Raw genomic sequence first — 14,957 nt, forward strand, 5'->3', positions numbered from 1 at the left:
CGGCCCGTCGTTTGATGGAAGCGAGTTCTTCAGATGTCATCTCTGACAACCGGAGAATCCTGACCACGTGCTGTCTCCTTTAAATCAATAATCGACGACATGTATCGGTCGTCGAGCGGTGTATAAGCATTACTAGCTTAGCTCAGAAGCGGGGTCAACAAAATCGAATGTATCAGTGAGCTCGATTCCACGCTGGCTGAAAGGTATTGGCGTGACGATCTCAAAAGTGGCGGTCATAGGGAAGCGGTCACAATCTCTTCTTTGGCGGCCCACTGTCCAATATCTTGACGTTGAATAGCGGCGGCCATTAAATCGGCAAATTTATCCGGCGTACAGGCAAATGTAGGAATCCCCAGAGTGGCGAACTTGGCCGCATTGTGATGGTCAAAGTAGGGAGCGCCGTCATCGCTGAGGGCCAACAGCGTAATCATTTGTACTCCTGAATTGACCAAGGAGGCGACGCGCTTGAGCATGGCTTCCCGATTGCCCCCTTCGTACAGATCGCTAATCAGCACTAAGATTGTTTCTTCTGGTCTGCGAATCAACCCCTGGCAGTAGCTTAAGGCTCGGTTGATATCGGTGCCACCGCCCAGTTGGGTGCCAAACAGCACATCGACGGGATCTTGCAGGAGATCGGTTAAATCGACGATGGCCGTATCGAAGACGACGAGCTGGGTTTTAACGGCGGGCAGTGAAGCTAATACTGCTGCAAAAATACTGGCATAGACAACGGAAGTGGCCATGGAACCGCTCTGATCGACGCAGAGGATAATGTCGCGGAGGGCTGAACGCTTGCGACCAAAGCCAATCCGGGTTTCAGGAATAATTGTGCGATACTCCGGCTGATAATGGCGTAGGTTGGCGCGAATCGTTCGGTGCCAATCAATTTCATGATGGCGCGGGCGGCGATTGCGAATCGACCGATTTAAGCTGCCCTGGACAGCCTGTTGCATTGGGTTGGAGAGCTGACGGATCAAATCTTCAACCACCTGCTGGACCACTAACCGCGCTGTCTCTTTGGTCTTGCTGGGCATCACCTGACTTAGGGAGAGCAGATTGGCCACGAGATGGACATCCGGCTCCACAGCGGCTAGCATTTCTGGCTCTAACAACATCTGCTGCAAGTTCAGCCGTTTAAGGGCATCCTGCTGCATTACCCGAACGATGGAACTGGGAAAGTAACTGCGAATATCGCCCAGCCAGCGGGCAACTTTGGGAGAGGATCCCCCTAATCCACCTGAGCGTTGCCCTTGGGACCCATGGGTGCCTTGGGTTTCATATAGGGCGGCTAAGGTTTGATCCATCGCCGTGTCTTGGGAATTGAGGGTTAACCCGCCCTTCGTACTGATACCATCAGCCTCGCCACCCCCGAGGATCAGCCGCCAGCGTCGATTACGTTCGGAATTATTCTGAAGCTCTGCCATCACTGCTTTTTGGAGAATATACGATGGGGGCTATTCGGAAGATGGCACCAGGGACTGATTCACAGTAGTGGGTGGGGGCGCATGAGCATACAAGGTTTCTGAAGAGGTAATATCGTAGGCGGCATCGACCCAGGCCAGCTTGACCTCCGTGACCTGATGATTTTGCAAGGTCACCAAAGAGAAATTACGCTGCAGTCCTTGCTGTGTTTTGATAATCCGAGGCACGCAGGCCGCATTGAGATAGACCGTGCCTGCTTCATCTACACAAAGTCGCTTGCGCTGAACGGCTTTGGTATGGCGCAAGTTATGGTGCATATGGCCGAAGGCGACAAGGGGAACTCGCTTGCCAATGGATCGAGTGGTTGCGATCGCATCTCGCAAATCCGGGTCCCCAAAATCTCCCCCCAGCTGCTTCCAATCCTTACCACAGGGATCTTCTGCCTGATCTCCTAACCCAGCCGGACCATTATGGCCCAAGAAAAGAATGGTTTCTGAGGGGGCCTGGGCGGCGGCATCGACAATCCTTGCCATAGACTCGTCGAAATCCTTAACGCCAAAGCGGTCTCGATAAAATTCTGCACAACGCCAGTCGGGTCCCCCCCAGCTAAAGGGCCGTCCACCGACCACACTCAGATCGAGCTGAGGAAAAACGCGGTGGGTATAGCCCACATGGGCTTCCGCCAATAGGTCTATTTGCAGCGATACCCAGTCTTCCTGAGTGCGATCGTAGGGACAATGTTTCGTTCCCCAGGGCGTGGCCGTATACCAAGCATCATGGTTGCCAAAGGAGGCCGCATAGGGCAGGGCTAAGGTTGAGACTGCCCGCACCACCTCCACTGCTTCATTACCAAAATCCCCCACAAACAAGGCTAAATCGACGCCCAAGCGCTCCAGTGCTTTAGGATCCTCTTCATCCCAAGCATCATGAATATCCCCAATCACAGCAATTTTGATTGATGGCGGACTAGGGAGAGGGGTGGGGGATGGCTCAGTCATTCCGATGTGGGGCAAGGGTTGAGGCCGCTAATCTTGAATATATTCTTGGTCCTGGGCCAACGCCATTTCTGCCCGGATAAATTCGCGACCTAAATAGGCGGCATGATCCAACTGGGTCACCAAGCAAGTTTGTGGTTCTTCAAAGATTGCAATACACAGTTCTTTCGCCGTCTTAGCCCGGAACGTAGCGTCGGGCTTTCGCTCCACTTTGCCGCGACAAGATAACGGCTCTCCCGTCTCTGGATCAACCGCTAAGCCCTTCTCGTTAATGTCATTGGCATAGTGATCGGCACAAATTGCTGGAGCGTGCCGATCGAGATAAATCAAAAAATAGCCGCCTGGATCTAGGGCAATAAAGCGTTGAGATAACTGGTCATTGATGGCAGCTTGATCGCTAACAATGGTATTCATGAACAAAAAACATCGTCAAGTGGATAGGATACGACTCCAAGATCCAGTCTAGTACGCAAACTCAAATTCGGTATACGGTGGCCTTAGCTCTTTGCCCGTGAGGTCATTGTGCCGGAATAGACCAGTCCTTTTTTCACATTGAGAGTGAGGTGGGTGCCGTCCCGAATCATGCGGGTGGCATTTTCAACGCCTACGATAACGGGAATTCTCAGTCGGAGCCCCAATACAGCAGCATGACTATCCATACCCCCTACTTCGGTAATAATCCCTGCTGCTTTGCGAATGGCATCCACATGACGCGCATCTGTTGCGGTAGCGACTAAAATATCGCCCTGATTAAAGCTCTTAATACTGTTGGGTGTGGTGACAACCCGAGCCAAACCACTCACTGATCCCTGACCGATCCCAGTTCCCTGACCCATCACAGCAGTAACAATCTCAACCTTGATAAAGTCGGTGGAGCCGGCAACGCCCTGCAATGTGCCAGCAGTGATCACCACTAAATCCCCTTCTTCGACTAAACCTTTTTCCTGGGCAACACTTAAAGATGCCTGCAGGGTTTTGTCAATAGAGGGTAAATTGAGGACCAGCAAGGGCTGAACCCCCCACACCATTTGAAGCTGACGAGCCACCTCGACATGGGGAGTCACGGCTAGGATGGGGATATTGGGACGATATTTGGAGACATTTCGTCCAGTGGACCCAGTTTTGGTAAAGGTAAGAATGGCTTTGGCTTTGAGTTGAGCGGCAATATGGCCCACGGCTTGGCTAATTGCGTTGGGAATGGCTGTTTCTGAGGTATCGAGGGCATTAATCGTTTGAATGCTTTTTTCGTAATCGATCCGCTCGGCAATTTTAGCCATCGTCGCGACGGCTTCGACAGGATAGTTGCCAACAGCGGCCTCATTGGAGAGCATCACCGCATCGGTGCCGTCCAAAATGGCATTAGCGACATCGGAAACCTCTGCTCGTGTCGGCCTGGGGGAGTTGACCATGCTATCTAACATTTGCGTGGCCGTAATCACGGGAATGCCGAGACGGTTGGCCGTAGCAATTAACCGCTTTTGCAAAATAGGAACATCTTCGGCCGGCAGCTCAACCCCTAAATCACCTCGGGCAATCATCACCCCATCACAGAGGTTGAGAATTTCTTCCATCTGGGTGATGGCTTCATGTTTTTCGATTTTGGCGATCACTGGGATTGATTTTCCCGCATTGGCAATGATTTCTTTGATTTCGATCATGTCCGCCGGGTTACGGACAAAACTCAGGGCAATCCAGTCCACCCCTTGGGCAAGGCCAAATTGCAAATCTTCCCGATCTTTGTCGGTGAGGGCTTTGACGGACAAATAAACCCCTGGGAAATTGACGCCTTTAGAGTCAGATAACTTACCTCCTACAACCACGCGACAATGGAGCGTCTTTGTGGATTGATCAACGGATTCAACAACCATTTCTACCCGGCCATCATCCAGGAGAATGGTAGCCCCCACAGATACCTCTTCAGCCAGTTTGGAATAGGTGACCATACTGCTGGTTTGCGTGCCCGGAATGGTCTGGCTGGTGAGGGCAAACGGATCTCCTTTTTGGAGGGTGATGGGGCCATTGGCAAATTTACCGAGACGAATTTTGGGTCCTTGGAGGTCTTGCAAAATGGCGACGGGCTGGTTCATCTCATAGGAGAGTTGCCGAATCAGCCGAATAGAGCGCAGGTGATCGTCGTGGGTACCGTGGGAAAAGTTGAGGCGGAGGGTGGTGGCTCCTGCTTCAATAACCGCCCGCAGCATATCTGGATTGGCAATGGCTGGCCCCACGGTGGCCACAATTTTGGTACGACGATCGGTCTCAGGCAAGGACATGTATCCGTATTAAAAAAGTCTAGGCAGTAAGATGAACAATCAATCGGGTTGGTCATCAACTTAACAGTTTAGGCTGAGACGCTACCCCAAGCTATTTTTTTGCGGAATTCCTGCAGCAACACGGAGATTAGGGTGAAGTTAACAACGAAGGGACACTATAGTGTGAAGGCATTGCTGGATTTGAGTTTACAACCCAATTTTGGCCCCGCATCGGTAAATGCCATTGCCAAGCGACAATCTCTCCCGGCACCTTATTTAGAAAAGCTATTGATCGAGTTGCGAAAAGCGGGGTTGGTCCGCTCTATTCGGGGTTCGAAGGGCGGATATCAGTTGGCCCGTGCCCCAGTAAAAATTTCCCTGGGCCATATTTTGGAGGCGGTGGGAGAAACGGTTGAGCCATTTACAGAACCGGCACCTGCAGCCCAACAAGCGGAGGATTGGGTGACGCTCACTCTCTGGAAGCGCCTGCACCAAAAACTAAAGGAATCTCTGTACAGCATCTCCCTAGAAGATCTCTACTACGATGCCCGCAGTTGGCAAGCCGCTCAAGGGGCAGAGACTAGCTTTGTTGTTTAGTTGATACCTGCTTTTAGATTATTTTGCTAGCAAAAATATTATTGCTGTTGTGGAACTGACGTGAAGAGGACTACTAGATCTTGCATATCAAAACTACTGTCACCTGAATTAGTAGAACCCAGTTCAAATAAGACGATCACCTCATTATCTTCTATAGTAATTTTCTGGTTAACGTCCACGTAGTCATCTAAAAAATCTGCAATAGGACGTTGATTTCCAAAAGGTGCGAAGTCTGGGATTGAATCTCCATTCTTAAGCGTTAAAACTTGAACTAAATTGTCATCTTGAGAATTGGCAGAGATATTGATATTGCAGGGGCCTCCTGTGGATGCACCATCAACTGTAAGAACTGTCTGTGCTTCAACAGGAATATTACTTTGAGAGCCTGGAGGATTAGTTGATAGAGAAACCTGGCTAACCTGCTGCCCTAAAACAAGATTGTAGACTGCTGTAGTTGGAATTGGGTCAGATCCATCTGGGTTACAGGAAATTTCACCACCTAATACTCTAATAGAGAGGCTTGCCTGATCATTAAAAACCACCGAGCCATCACCGGGAAGCTCAAAAAGGGGTGGAACTCCGCTATTGCCTGGAAGATTAGGGTTGTTAGGGTTGGCAGAAGACGTGGCTGACGGTCGTGCTAAAACTGTAGTCTGAGCTTGATATTCTTCAGTTCCTTGAATGGGTCTATCAAAAACACCTGTATGAAAGAGTTCTGTAATTTTGCCTGTGGCATTAACACAAGCTCCAAAACCGATATTGCCATTAGCGGTCCAATTTGAATCAGAACAGGTTGGGGTGGTGGTTGTATTTTGAATTGAGTCAATGAGCGGTTCATGACTCCAGTTAGCAGAGTTAGATGGATCAATATAAGTACCATCATTGTTATATTTTGGTCCCCACCTGTAGATAAGTTTGGGGCCTAACCAGGTATTGTTGGTTGACGAAGCAACATAATAAATGATTGGCGTTTGGACACCTGTTAAATCAGGCATCTTTAGCATAAGGACTGGTTGGGCACCGCTAGGGAGTGAGGTGTTGAATTCAGAAGGCTTTGGTTCATTACTTGCATCCTGAACAATGTCATCTGCTTGGCGTATTTCTGCAGCTATAAAATCCAAAGAGCGATTGAGTTCCACCCGCCGTTCATTTTGGGCATTAGCAATCTGACTAGAACTTAAGATAGAGACTAGACCAAACCCGCCTACAGTAATCACTCCTAGACTAATAACACCTGCAACTAACAACTCGGGCAGAGTAAAACCTTTAGACTTAGGGTAATTATGCTGCAAGTACCTTTTAAGGTGATTATTATTCATATTTATAAATTTCTTAGAATAAAAAGTGATAGATGAGATTGAGACTATATCAAAAAACTAGTTTTTAAAAATCCATAGAAGCTGAATGATGTGGAATATTTAGGTGAGTGCTAGTTTCAATTCATAGTAAGCACAATGCAGATAATGGAGATTAACTAAGTTGAAGTATGACAGTCAGCTTCTAGGTTTGGGTTTGGAGAGGGGGGGTGGGAACCTCTAAACTCGCCAGTCCTAATAATACCAATACCAGATGAAATTGCTAAACAACGCATCCCTTGAGATTGATCGGGATGATAAAAAACAAAAACATTGCTAGAAGAGGTAGAGCCTTTAGGAGAAAACTGGATGTCTGTATTGTTCTCAGCTATCAGAATGACAGCAGATGTGCCAATGCCTCCACCTACTTGAGTTAAATCTCTGGTACCTGTAGGCAAACAATTGGTGGGGTTTGCGGTGATAGAAGAAGTACTGATCATGATGGTACATTGTTGACTTTTACGAATTGCTGCAGCTTGGGCTTCTCTGAGAGCTCCTTCAACCTGCCTAGAAACATCCTCAACTCTTTTGCTATTGACCCAGCTTAAGAACCCAGGGGCTGCTAAAGCAGCAAATATTCCTAAAACAACTATTGTCCCTAGTACTTCAGTTAATGAAAACCCGAGGCTTCTGTGTTGATGCCGAGTAAATGTCATATTGCTTACTTGCTAGTTGGAACTATCAACTAGGACATTTTAATGATGCATCAGGAATAACCTTAGTGTGAAGGATGGAAATAGGTATATTGTCTGCTGATACGACCTCATATTCTAAGCTCAGAACGTGATAAGGGGCAGAGGTCGGTAAAATGGGAGTACGTCTAAGCGTATAAGGCCGATTACCGACAGCACTAAGCTGATTAGTTTCTACTGGAGCATTAGAAGCAATTCTATCTCTAAGCTGAGCTGCATAGCCTAAGGAATTGGATGTGGCTTCACATGCGGGGAGATTTACGTTGTAGTCTATTTCTGGGTCAACAGCGTTGTAGTCTAAACGATTAGCTTCATACCTTACCCTTTCGAGGTCTTCTTGAATCCAAGTTGTGGCTTCACTGAGTTCCTGACCCTTGACTTTAAAGGCTGTTGCAGTAACGATTGCCTGCATCGCAGTACTGATGAAGCCGACAATTACTAAAAGACCGACTAATACTTCAACAAGTGTAAAGCCCCCATTAGGAGCTGTATTGAAGATATATTTGTTCATCAGTAACACTCCATATGAGTAATAAAAGAACAATCTCTATAAATTGGGATTCAAAAAGAATTACTCGCTTGGTAGTTAAGGAGAATCAAAATATTCATAGTAATCAAATTCTAGCTACTTGAGAAGAAATCATATTGACTATTAGAAGTTTTAATTTGTAGTTTTCTCCTTAGTCAGCCAAGTTTGTATGGGGTTAGTGACAGCAAAATATTCTATTGTACTGGCAACATTGTACGGATCTTGAGACCAAAAACCCCGCGAGAGATCCAAAACAGGATCGCTGCTATTGTTGCCGCCATTCCAACTATTGATCCAGAAAACGCCCGTATTGTTAGTATTCTGAGTAGGATCAGTAGGGTGTTCAAAACACCAATTGCTCGGACTTCCCCCAGTAGAGTTATAGGTGACATCATAACCAGGGGTATGGATAAAAGCATTACATATGGTAGTACCTTGATTAAGGGTGATTGATTTGTTGGGAAAAGTGGGATCTTCTTCGCTATAAATTTTGACTTGAAAAGGACCACAATCTTCTATAGTCCTACTCCCACAGGAATGACGAATTACTTTGCCTTCAAGATTGATTTCTCCTTTAACCCATATTTCAATATTCTTGATTGGTTGAGTTAAATCACTGTTATCAACAGTGAAACCTGAGGTTAGAGTGTCGAATCTATATTTATAGCTAGTTCCTTCAATAGGATCGCCTGAACGAGGCAGGGAACTAGGTGCATCAGTCAGTTCTATGCCGCTGCTTGGAATTGGTGCAGGAGGCATCGATAAGTCCTTCAATTTTTTAACATGTTCAGCTGGTTCCGCAGAAATGGATGAATCGCAATCACCTAAAATATCGGCTTTAACTTGACTCGTATTTGCCGCAGTTTGGACCCACATGCCAGCAATTCGATAAGTACCGCTTGAATCTCTGGGAGGGTTTACATTTCCAGGCAGAGGATCTTCTAAAGGAATTTCAACCTCTAATTGGGAAATAGATTCGCTAGGTTGCCCGCTATTGACTCGGCCTTGAACACTGAGAGTCCCTATTTCTCCATCAGTAGGGCTACCAGGAGTTCCAGAATAGAGATAGTCTAGGAGCCTATATTCACCTTGACTTGGGTCGTTGGGATCTACTGGTTGCCAATTGCGTTGACTAACGTCGGAGATTTCCGCTTTGGCAGCATTTTTTTGAGCATCTGTATAGTTGTTGCAACTCAATGCCAGATTTGTATCAAGGCTAGTGATGTTGTCTGGTAAGCGCCAACTAGGTGTGGGATCGCTATCAAGGCAGGTGCCACTACTATCGCGATTTTCGCATGCTGGATAGACTGCGATCGCACGATGCTGATTCATTAAGGCTCGGATTTCGTTGACCCCGGTTTCCGCGGCGTTGAGGCTTTTGGCGGTATCCTTTTGTGCGATCGCACTGACTTGGCTATCTTGCGATCGCAGTAACATAGTTAACCCAACCAGGAGAATAATCAGCCCCATGCCGATCGCAACGGGTAATGCAAAACCAGCTTGTCCCTTACGACACTTCAGCGAATATTCCAGCCATTGATTCATGGTTGACGGTCTCAACAAATAAATATGGATAAAACGTCAATTTGTTAGAAATTATTCGAAATCTAATAAAGGCAGCACAAAGCACTAACAAAAAGGACTTCAGTGTTTCCTCTGACGACAATCGCAGAGTTTTGACTACCCACATAATAGCAGTTCAACCCCATCATGGTTTGTCGCATCAAACCCTTACAATTACATTTTTCCAGACTGCAACGTTATTTTGGCAATGATCAAATAAAAATCTTATTCTGTGATCTAGATCACACGAGTTGGTGATTTCGATTTCTAGACTAGATTCTCAAGAAAAAATCTATATGAGTCTGTGGTATTGCCCTACAGAACTTCTAATTGATTCATTTCATAAGCGACAGGGTTCTTATTTCAAGCTGAACCTTGGCTGTTTGATCTGCTTATCAACGATACGAACCCTACGCCTTAAATACATGTTAGGCGGGCAAAGATCATACATCTTTAATATTGCCATTTTTATAGGCTTGGCGATATTTTTATGGTTTTTTTGCTATTAATTAGCTATGTATAACTAAATTGAGATGATGTTATATATCAAGAAAATAGGTCCCTCTATTGTTCGTTTTAATGTCTAAAACATATAACTTATAGGATTTCCGGGATATCACTGAGGTGACCGCGAAAGATTTTATATAAAGTAATGATCAGGGATTGCAAAAGTATATAGCAATATCTACCGGACCTACGTTTGCCGATCGGTGCTTGGGAGCGACTGAGGCCAACTTAGGGCGTAATCAAGGGGAATCCTTAGGGTGAACTTGATCTGCTTTCACATGGCTAATTTCATGATGTACAAATCCTCAAAATTGAGTCACTAATCGGTGATCAATTTTATTGAAGCTGCGTCCATCCTAGGTATTAAGAATAGAGTTCATCCCATGCATCAGAAAAACTTGTCTTTGGTCTTTTACACTCGCCTGATTCAGCGCCAGCAAAAATCACATCCGAATGCTGGTATGTCGTTAATTGAAATTTTGGTGGTCATTGCCCTAACGGCGATGTTGGCTGCGCTAGCGGCTCCAGCAGTCACCTTCGGCAATAATCCGCTCAGGGATTCCTCCAATCGAATTGCATCGAGTTTCAAATGGGCACGGGCTCGCGCTATCTCTTCGACTTCTGCGGTCAGAATTCGCCCCCTTTCCAATACCGAATTCATCATGGAGCGAGCAGCCCGATGTTCAGATACCACTTGGACCCAAATTAGCGATCTTGTCGAGAAAAATGGTCAGTTAGTGAATGAAGACTTAAGCCTTAATAGTCCGGTTCAGGTAGTCAACCCCTCTGATAATACATGGAGTATTTGCTTTGACAGCAAAGGGTTATCTGAGACAAGTCTCCAACTCACTTTCCAAGATATGGATACCAACCAACAACGGACAATGGAAGTTTTTTCTGGAGGTGCTGTTGATTTGGGAGACATTAGTTGAGTTGTATTGGCAAAGTTAAGGATTAAGCACAGGATATGGCTATACGTTTCCCGATAAATAAGCACAATTATCAGATCAATCCATCACGCATTTCTCACAAGAGCGAACGTGGACTAACTTTAGTTGAATCTGTTGTTTCATTGTTGATTTTTTTCATAGCTTTAGCAGGCATTGTCCCTCTTTTTTTGAACTATACAATTTCTAGTATTAACAATGAAAAGCGCACAGCTGCTATAGCTGTTTCACAAGAGGTAATCGACTCAATTCGCCATAACCAAGAGGAAGACTTCGAAAGCATACCTACTACAGGTTCAGAAACCCAAGCCTCTATCACGTACTTAGACAGAGAGTACACGCCAGTAGTGACTTACTGTCAAAACTCTTCTTACTGTAGCGACATTGCCAGACATATCAAAGTTGAGATCTTTCAGAATGAACAATCCATTTATGAAGCTGAAACAGTTTTTACCACGTTTGACGATCCAAGGAACACCCCAAACGACTAATCAAGGCTTCACACTGGTTGAACTCATTGTGACAACCTTAATTGCCTCCACCGTTTTAGCACTCTCATTGCAACTCATTACTGATCAACGTAAGCAATTTCTCACAGATCAGCTTCGGTCTCAAAATTCCCAAACGCTTAGAACTGGCATGAATTTGATCGGAGATGGGATCCGCAGTGCTGGTGACAACTTGCAAAATGATACGGAATTACCCGTAATCAGCGTGATCGATAAAGATGATTCTGAGAATGATACTGACCATGACAAACTCATCGTTCAACGGCAATTAATCAAAAATACCTTAAGGCTCTGTGCTGATTTGAGTAATGGGGAGACTGAGCTAACAGTCTTCAAACCCAACGATAGTAGTTGTACGCTAGGGCAAAGCCCTGCCCCTAGTGGTTTTGATGTCTCTGTTGATGTCTTTCGCACTTTTCGCAGTCAAGTCGATGGCAATGACACCTTTGACACGACATCAGTACCCAGCGTTGGTACCTGTAACGAAGAGTCTGTCTGGGCCTATATCCATGATCCCGTTAACAAAAGGGGCGAGTTCTTTAATTATGCTTTTGAAACCAGTGATGCTAATGGAAACTATCTCCACCGATGTGATGACGATCAGTGGGAATACGAGTACGAGCATCGACCTCAGTTTAGAGATAATCCCAAAATTTATCTTCTAGAAGAAGAGGAATTTAGACTCAATGGTGAGGTTCTAGAACTCGTAAAAAATCGTCAGGATAGCGCAGACGATATTTTGCGCGTTACCAATAATATTCAAGCGTTAGAGATTGAAGTTACAACCGACTCAGGTTCTTCAACTTCATTTAATCCTGATGTTATGACCAATGAAACACCTTGGAGCACCATTAGAGATGAATTTCAGTATGTATCCGTAAGATTACAAGCGAAAGATGTCGCAGAGAGTGATTTACTAGCTCGAAAAAATAGTTCTGGAGAGGAGCAAGAAATAGACATCTTATCTAAGTTTTTTCCACGCAATGCCAGCTCTTTTTCAAGTCAGGAGCCTGATTAATACTACCTTCCAAAATTGCTCTCTCATACCTTCTTTCTAAAGATTAATTACCGCCATGAAGTACCATCCTAGAAATATCCAGCATATTTTATTCTTAAAATTAATGTGCTTGCAAGAAAAGCGAAGTTCACAAAGTGGATATAGCTTAGTCGTGACGGTAGCCATGCTCTTGATCTTAAGTACTCTACTGATCAGCGCTGCAGTTGTCAACAAAGTAAATAGTGCAAGCACCCAAGCTTCCAGTAAAAGCAATCTAGGTTATTATGCTGCTGAAGCAGGATTGAACCTTCGGGCTAAAGAAATTAAAGAAACCTTTGAAGATGGAAACCGTCCAGCAGGGTTGCCACCAGCAAATTGGCAAGCTTGTACGGATGACAGTGGTTCAAACAATGGTAGTGGAGATTTTGCGTGTAAAGCGTATAACTTACCAGGACAAACTGCTCAAACTTTTCTTGAAGAGAGTTCCTTCGAGCAAATACCTGTCCCAGAGGGTGAAGAATTTGAAGGTTTAATTGCTCAGGAATATAAATATGATTTAATATCTGTTGCTGAAACGTCTGAAAATTTACCCTCTGCAATTCTGGGTATGAGTTTCAAAAGTCGAATAGTACCTATATTCCAGTTCGCAATTTTCTATGAGAATGATCTGGACTTTACTATTCCGCCTAATATGTCAATTAATGGTCGGGTTCATAGCAACCACGACATGTATCTGAATGTAGCTGGCAGTGACTATACTTTACGCATTGATGGTCAGGTCACAGCAGGGGGAACCCTTTTTCGTGGAGATAAGGCCGATGTGGGCTCACAGCAATGTGCCGGAACAGTTACAATTCCTACCCAAGGTGGTACTGATCTAAATTTACAGTGTGATGGCAGTAATATTACTCCCTATGTTAATGACACAACTAGCCCATCAGATATTGATGATTGGGGCAGTGCGATTAAGCTTGAACTGCCCAAACTAAAGGTTCCTTCAGCGGGTGAGTTTGATCCTATAGCTGGTAGTCGCTATTGGGATGCAGCTGATTTGCGGGTTGTGTTGAGATTGGATAGCACCACCAAAGAACCAACTGGAATCCAAATTCGCAACCAAGATGGATCGGTTGATACCACTTTAACGAACAGGCTAATGAATAGCTGTCCAGTTACTCAAACAACTGTAGATCAGAAATGGTGGGCGGGAAATATACCTAACTATCTTGCAAATGAGATTTGGATTGGTGCTGATTCAACTACTGGCTTTAACGTAGGTGATGCAGTCACAATTGGCTCCGATATTGATAGTAACGTATTGTCCTATGTATATGATGATGGTATTGGTCGGCGTGCTTTACGAATCAAAAGGCAACTAGGCCATAATTATCAAGGCACGGGGAACATTGTTTCAGAAAATGATGTTATTCGTAAAGCAGTAGTTTCCACTTCCGATACTTTTTATAACTATCGCGAAAAGCACAATTCAACTGGAGGTGATGCAGGCAACTACATTCGCATGTTGAATGTAGATATCCAAGCTCTATTAGATTGTGCCCATCAGCAAGATTTGATGGGTACCAAGGACTTAGATGACTCGACAAATGGTGGATTAGTTTGGTACTTCACCGTTGATGATAGCAACGCTAGTACAAACGCTATCGACAAACCAACTGTTATAAGCAATGACTCTGATAAAGCTGGCAGTAAATATGGTGTTCGTATCTATAACGGTAGCTCACTCAAATCAACAATCAGTGGTGCTCCTGAAATCGAAGGCTTAACCATCGTCTCCGATGAAGCAGTGTATGTACAAGGTGATTACAATCTGCATACAAGCACCAATCCAGCAACTGATGATTGGCGACCCGCAGCAGTTATGGCTGATACCATCAATGTTTTGTCTAATGCATGGAACTTAGATGACTCTAATGGTCGGGGCTATTCAAGCAGTTTGCCAGCCTATACTATTGATTTTGACAGCCGTATTCCTACAGAAACGACCATCAACGCCGCCTTTTTATCCGGAGTTGAGATTACAGGCGGAGAGAATGGAACTGCGTCCCAACAAGGACCGGACAGTAAAGATAGCGGTGGGGTTAACAACTATCCTAGATTCCATGAGCATTGGGGTGCCTCAACTGGACCTGGTCAAGATTGTGATGCTCAATATGGGACAGCTCAAACCCGCCATTGCTTTAACTATCGAGGGTCTTTTGTGAGTTTGTTCGAGCCCCGTCGAATCAACTCAGAATTCTGCGGCAGTTATAACGAGGGTAGTTGCAACATCTACTCCCCTCCTGTCAGAAACTGGGATTATGAATCCCGATTCAATGATGCTGATGATTTACCGCCTTTGTCTCCAACGGCTGTCTATCTAGTGCAGGAATTATTCCAGCGGAATTTTGACCGCACCTCTAGTAAGACAACCAAATTGTTTGCATCATTGCCTACTATCCCATCTATTCAGCCCAACTTTTCTTTATAAAGTCTGAGAACAGATAGTAGCGTAACCATAGCGGAGGGTGAGTCCAGGTTTCCCCGAGACTCACCCTCCGCTTTATCCGCTCTATGCGGTTTCACAACCAACCCCAT

Annotated in this window: 13 protein-coding genes; 5 read left to right on the forward strand and 8 right to left on the reverse strand. The window is 45.3% G+C overall.

Going from position 1 to position 14,957, the window contains the following annotated elements:
* Positions 1-233: 233 nt before the first annotated feature.
* The 4 genes from Q0991_RS07155 to pyk all read right to left on the reverse strand — a co-directional run bounded on the left by Q0991_RS07155 (position 234) and on the right by pyk (position 4,690).
* Positions 234-1,424 carry a VWA domain-containing protein gene (locus tag Q0991_RS07155; protein ID WP_299486823.1) on the reverse strand — a complete coding sequence of 397 codons (1,191 nt, stop codon included), beginning with the start codon at positions 1,422-1,424 and terminating at the stop codon, positions 234-236.
* Positions 1,425-1,454: 30 nt separating this feature from the next.
* Positions 1,455-2,420, reverse strand: coding sequence for a TIGR04168 family protein (locus Q0991_RS07160; RefSeq protein WP_299486825.1), 966 nt, complete (start codon positions 2,418-2,420; stop codon positions 1,455-1,457).
* A gap of 27 nt (positions 2,421-2,447) precedes the next feature.
* Positions 2,448-2,831 carry a DUF4346 domain-containing protein gene (locus tag Q0991_RS07165; protein WP_299486827.1) on the reverse strand — a complete coding sequence of 128 codons (384 nt, stop codon included), beginning with the start codon at positions 2,829-2,831 and terminating at the stop codon, positions 2,448-2,450.
* Positions 2,832-2,914: 83 nt separating this feature from the next.
* Positions 2,915-4,690, reverse strand: coding sequence for a pyruvate kinase (gene pyk, locus Q0991_RS07170; protein ID WP_299486829.1), 1,776 nt, complete (start codon positions 4,688-4,690; stop codon positions 2,915-2,917).
* A gap of 132 nt (positions 4,691-4,822) precedes the next feature.
* Between pyk and Q0991_RS07175 the strand changes: the two genes are divergently transcribed.
* Positions 4,823-5,266: an Rrf2 family transcriptional regulator gene (locus tag Q0991_RS07175; RefSeq protein ID WP_299486831.1), complete on the forward strand. Its 444-nt coding sequence runs from the start codon at positions 4,823-4,825 to the stop codon at positions 5,264-5,266.
* Positions 5,267-5,304: 38 nt separating this feature from the next.
* Here the strand turns inward: Q0991_RS07175 and Q0991_RS07180 are convergent, their stop codons facing one another.
* The 4 genes from Q0991_RS07180 to Q0991_RS07195 all read right to left on the reverse strand — a co-directional run bounded on the left by Q0991_RS07180 (position 5,305) and on the right by Q0991_RS07195 (position 9,387).
* A complete protein-coding gene (locus Q0991_RS07180; RefSeq protein WP_299486833.1) occupies positions 5,305-6,585 on the reverse strand; it encodes a prepilin-type cleavage/methylation domain-containing protein in 1,281 nt (426 codons plus the stop codon).
* A gap of 155 nt (positions 6,586-6,740) precedes the next feature.
* On the reverse strand, positions 6,741-7,277 hold the full coding sequence (locus Q0991_RS07185) for a GspH/FimT family pseudopilin (protein ID WP_299486835.1): 537 nt from the start codon (positions 7,275-7,277) through the stop codon (positions 6,741-6,743).
* 25 nt (positions 7,278-7,302) lie between these two features.
* Complete coding sequence (locus tag Q0991_RS07190) at positions 7,303-7,824, reverse strand: hypothetical protein (protein WP_299486837.1); 522 nt, start codon at positions 7,822-7,824, stop codon at positions 7,303-7,305.
* Between the two features lie 150 nt (positions 7,825-7,974).
* A complete protein-coding gene (locus Q0991_RS07195) occupies positions 7,975-9,387 on the reverse strand; it encodes a hypothetical protein (RefSeq protein ID WP_299486839.1) in 1,413 nt (470 codons plus the stop codon).
* A gap of 908 nt (positions 9,388-10,295) precedes the next feature.
* On the opposite strand from Q0991_RS07195, the gene Q0991_RS07200 reads away from it, so the two are divergent.
* The 4 genes from Q0991_RS07200 to Q0991_RS07215 are packed head-to-tail and all read left to right on the forward strand — an operon-like array spanning position 10,296 to position 14,850.
* Complete coding sequence (locus tag Q0991_RS07200) at positions 10,296-10,844, forward strand: GspH/FimT family protein (RefSeq protein ID WP_299486841.1); 549 nt, start codon at positions 10,296-10,298, stop codon at positions 10,842-10,844.
* Between the two features lie 35 nt (positions 10,845-10,879).
* Positions 10,880-11,350: a type II secretion system protein gene (locus tag Q0991_RS07205; protein ID WP_299486843.1), complete on the forward strand. Its 471-nt coding sequence runs from the start codon at positions 10,880-10,882 to the stop codon at positions 11,348-11,350.
* Positions 11,277-12,386, forward strand: a complete 1,110-nt coding sequence (locus Q0991_RS07210) for a PilW family protein (protein ID WP_299486846.1) — start codon at positions 11,277-11,279, stop codon at positions 12,384-12,386. The genes Q0991_RS07205 and Q0991_RS07210 overlap by 74 nt, the downstream gene beginning before the upstream one ends.
* A 55-nt stretch (positions 12,387-12,441) precedes the next feature.
* Positions 12,442-14,850, forward strand: a complete 2,409-nt coding sequence (locus Q0991_RS07215; protein ID WP_299486847.1) for a hypothetical protein — start codon at positions 12,442-12,444, stop codon at positions 14,848-14,850.
* The last annotated feature ends 107 nt before the right edge of the window (positions 14,851-14,957 follow it).

Origin of the sequence: Acaryochloris sp. IP29b_bin.137 (assembly GCF_028285745.1) — a bacterium.
In the GTDB taxonomy this organism is placed as follows: domain Bacteria; phylum Cyanobacteriota; class Cyanobacteriia; order Thermosynechococcales; family Thermosynechococcaceae; genus Acaryochloris.

What these genes read in the sequence shown, in the direction of transcription:
- Q0991_RS07165 (WP_299486827.1), bottom strand. Translation starts at nt 2,831, where the DNA reads ATGAATACCATTGTTAGCGATCAAGCTGCCATCAATGACCAGTTATCT.
- Q0991_RS07160 (WP_299486825.1), bottom strand. Translation starts at nt 2,420, where the DNA reads ATGACTGAGCCATCCCCCACCCCTCTCCCTAGTCCGCCATCAATCAAA.
- Q0991_RS07200 (WP_299486841.1), top strand. Translation starts at nt 10,296, where the DNA reads ATGCATCAGAAAAACTTGTCTTTGGTCTTTTACACTCGCCTGATTCAG.
- Q0991_RS07155 (WP_299486823.1), bottom strand. Translation starts at nt 1,424, where the DNA reads ATGGCAGAGCTTCAGAATAATTCCGAACGTAATCGACGCTGGCGGCTG.
- Q0991_RS07190 (WP_299486837.1), bottom strand. Translation starts at nt 7,824, where the DNA reads ATGAACAAATATATCTTCAATACAGCTCCTAATGGGGGCTTTACACTT.
- Q0991_RS07210 (WP_299486846.1), top strand. Translation starts at nt 11,277, where the DNA reads ATGAACAATCCATTTATGAAGCTGAAACAGTTTTTACCACGTTTGACG.
- Q0991_RS07215 (WP_299486847.1), top strand. Translation starts at nt 12,442, where the DNA reads ATGAAGTACCATCCTAGAAATATCCAGCATATTTTATTCTTAAAATTA.
- Q0991_RS07185 (WP_299486835.1), bottom strand. Translation starts at nt 7,277, where the DNA reads ATGACATTTACTCGGCATCAACACAGAAGCCTCGGGTTTTCATTAACT.
- Q0991_RS07205 (WP_299486843.1), top strand. Translation starts at nt 10,880, where the DNA reads ATGGCTATACGTTTCCCGATAAATAAGCACAATTATCAGATCAATCCA.
- Q0991_RS07180 (WP_299486833.1), bottom strand. Translation starts at nt 6,585, where the DNA reads ATGAATAATAATCACCTTAAAAGGTACTTGCAGCATAATTACCCTAAG.
- Q0991_RS07195 (WP_299486839.1), bottom strand. Translation starts at nt 9,387, where the DNA reads ATGAATCAATGGCTGGAATATTCGCTGAAGTGTCGTAAGGGACAAGCT.
- pyk (WP_299486829.1), bottom strand. Translation starts at nt 4,690, where the DNA reads ATGTCCTTGCCTGAGACCGATCGTCGTACCAAAATTGTGGCCACCGTG.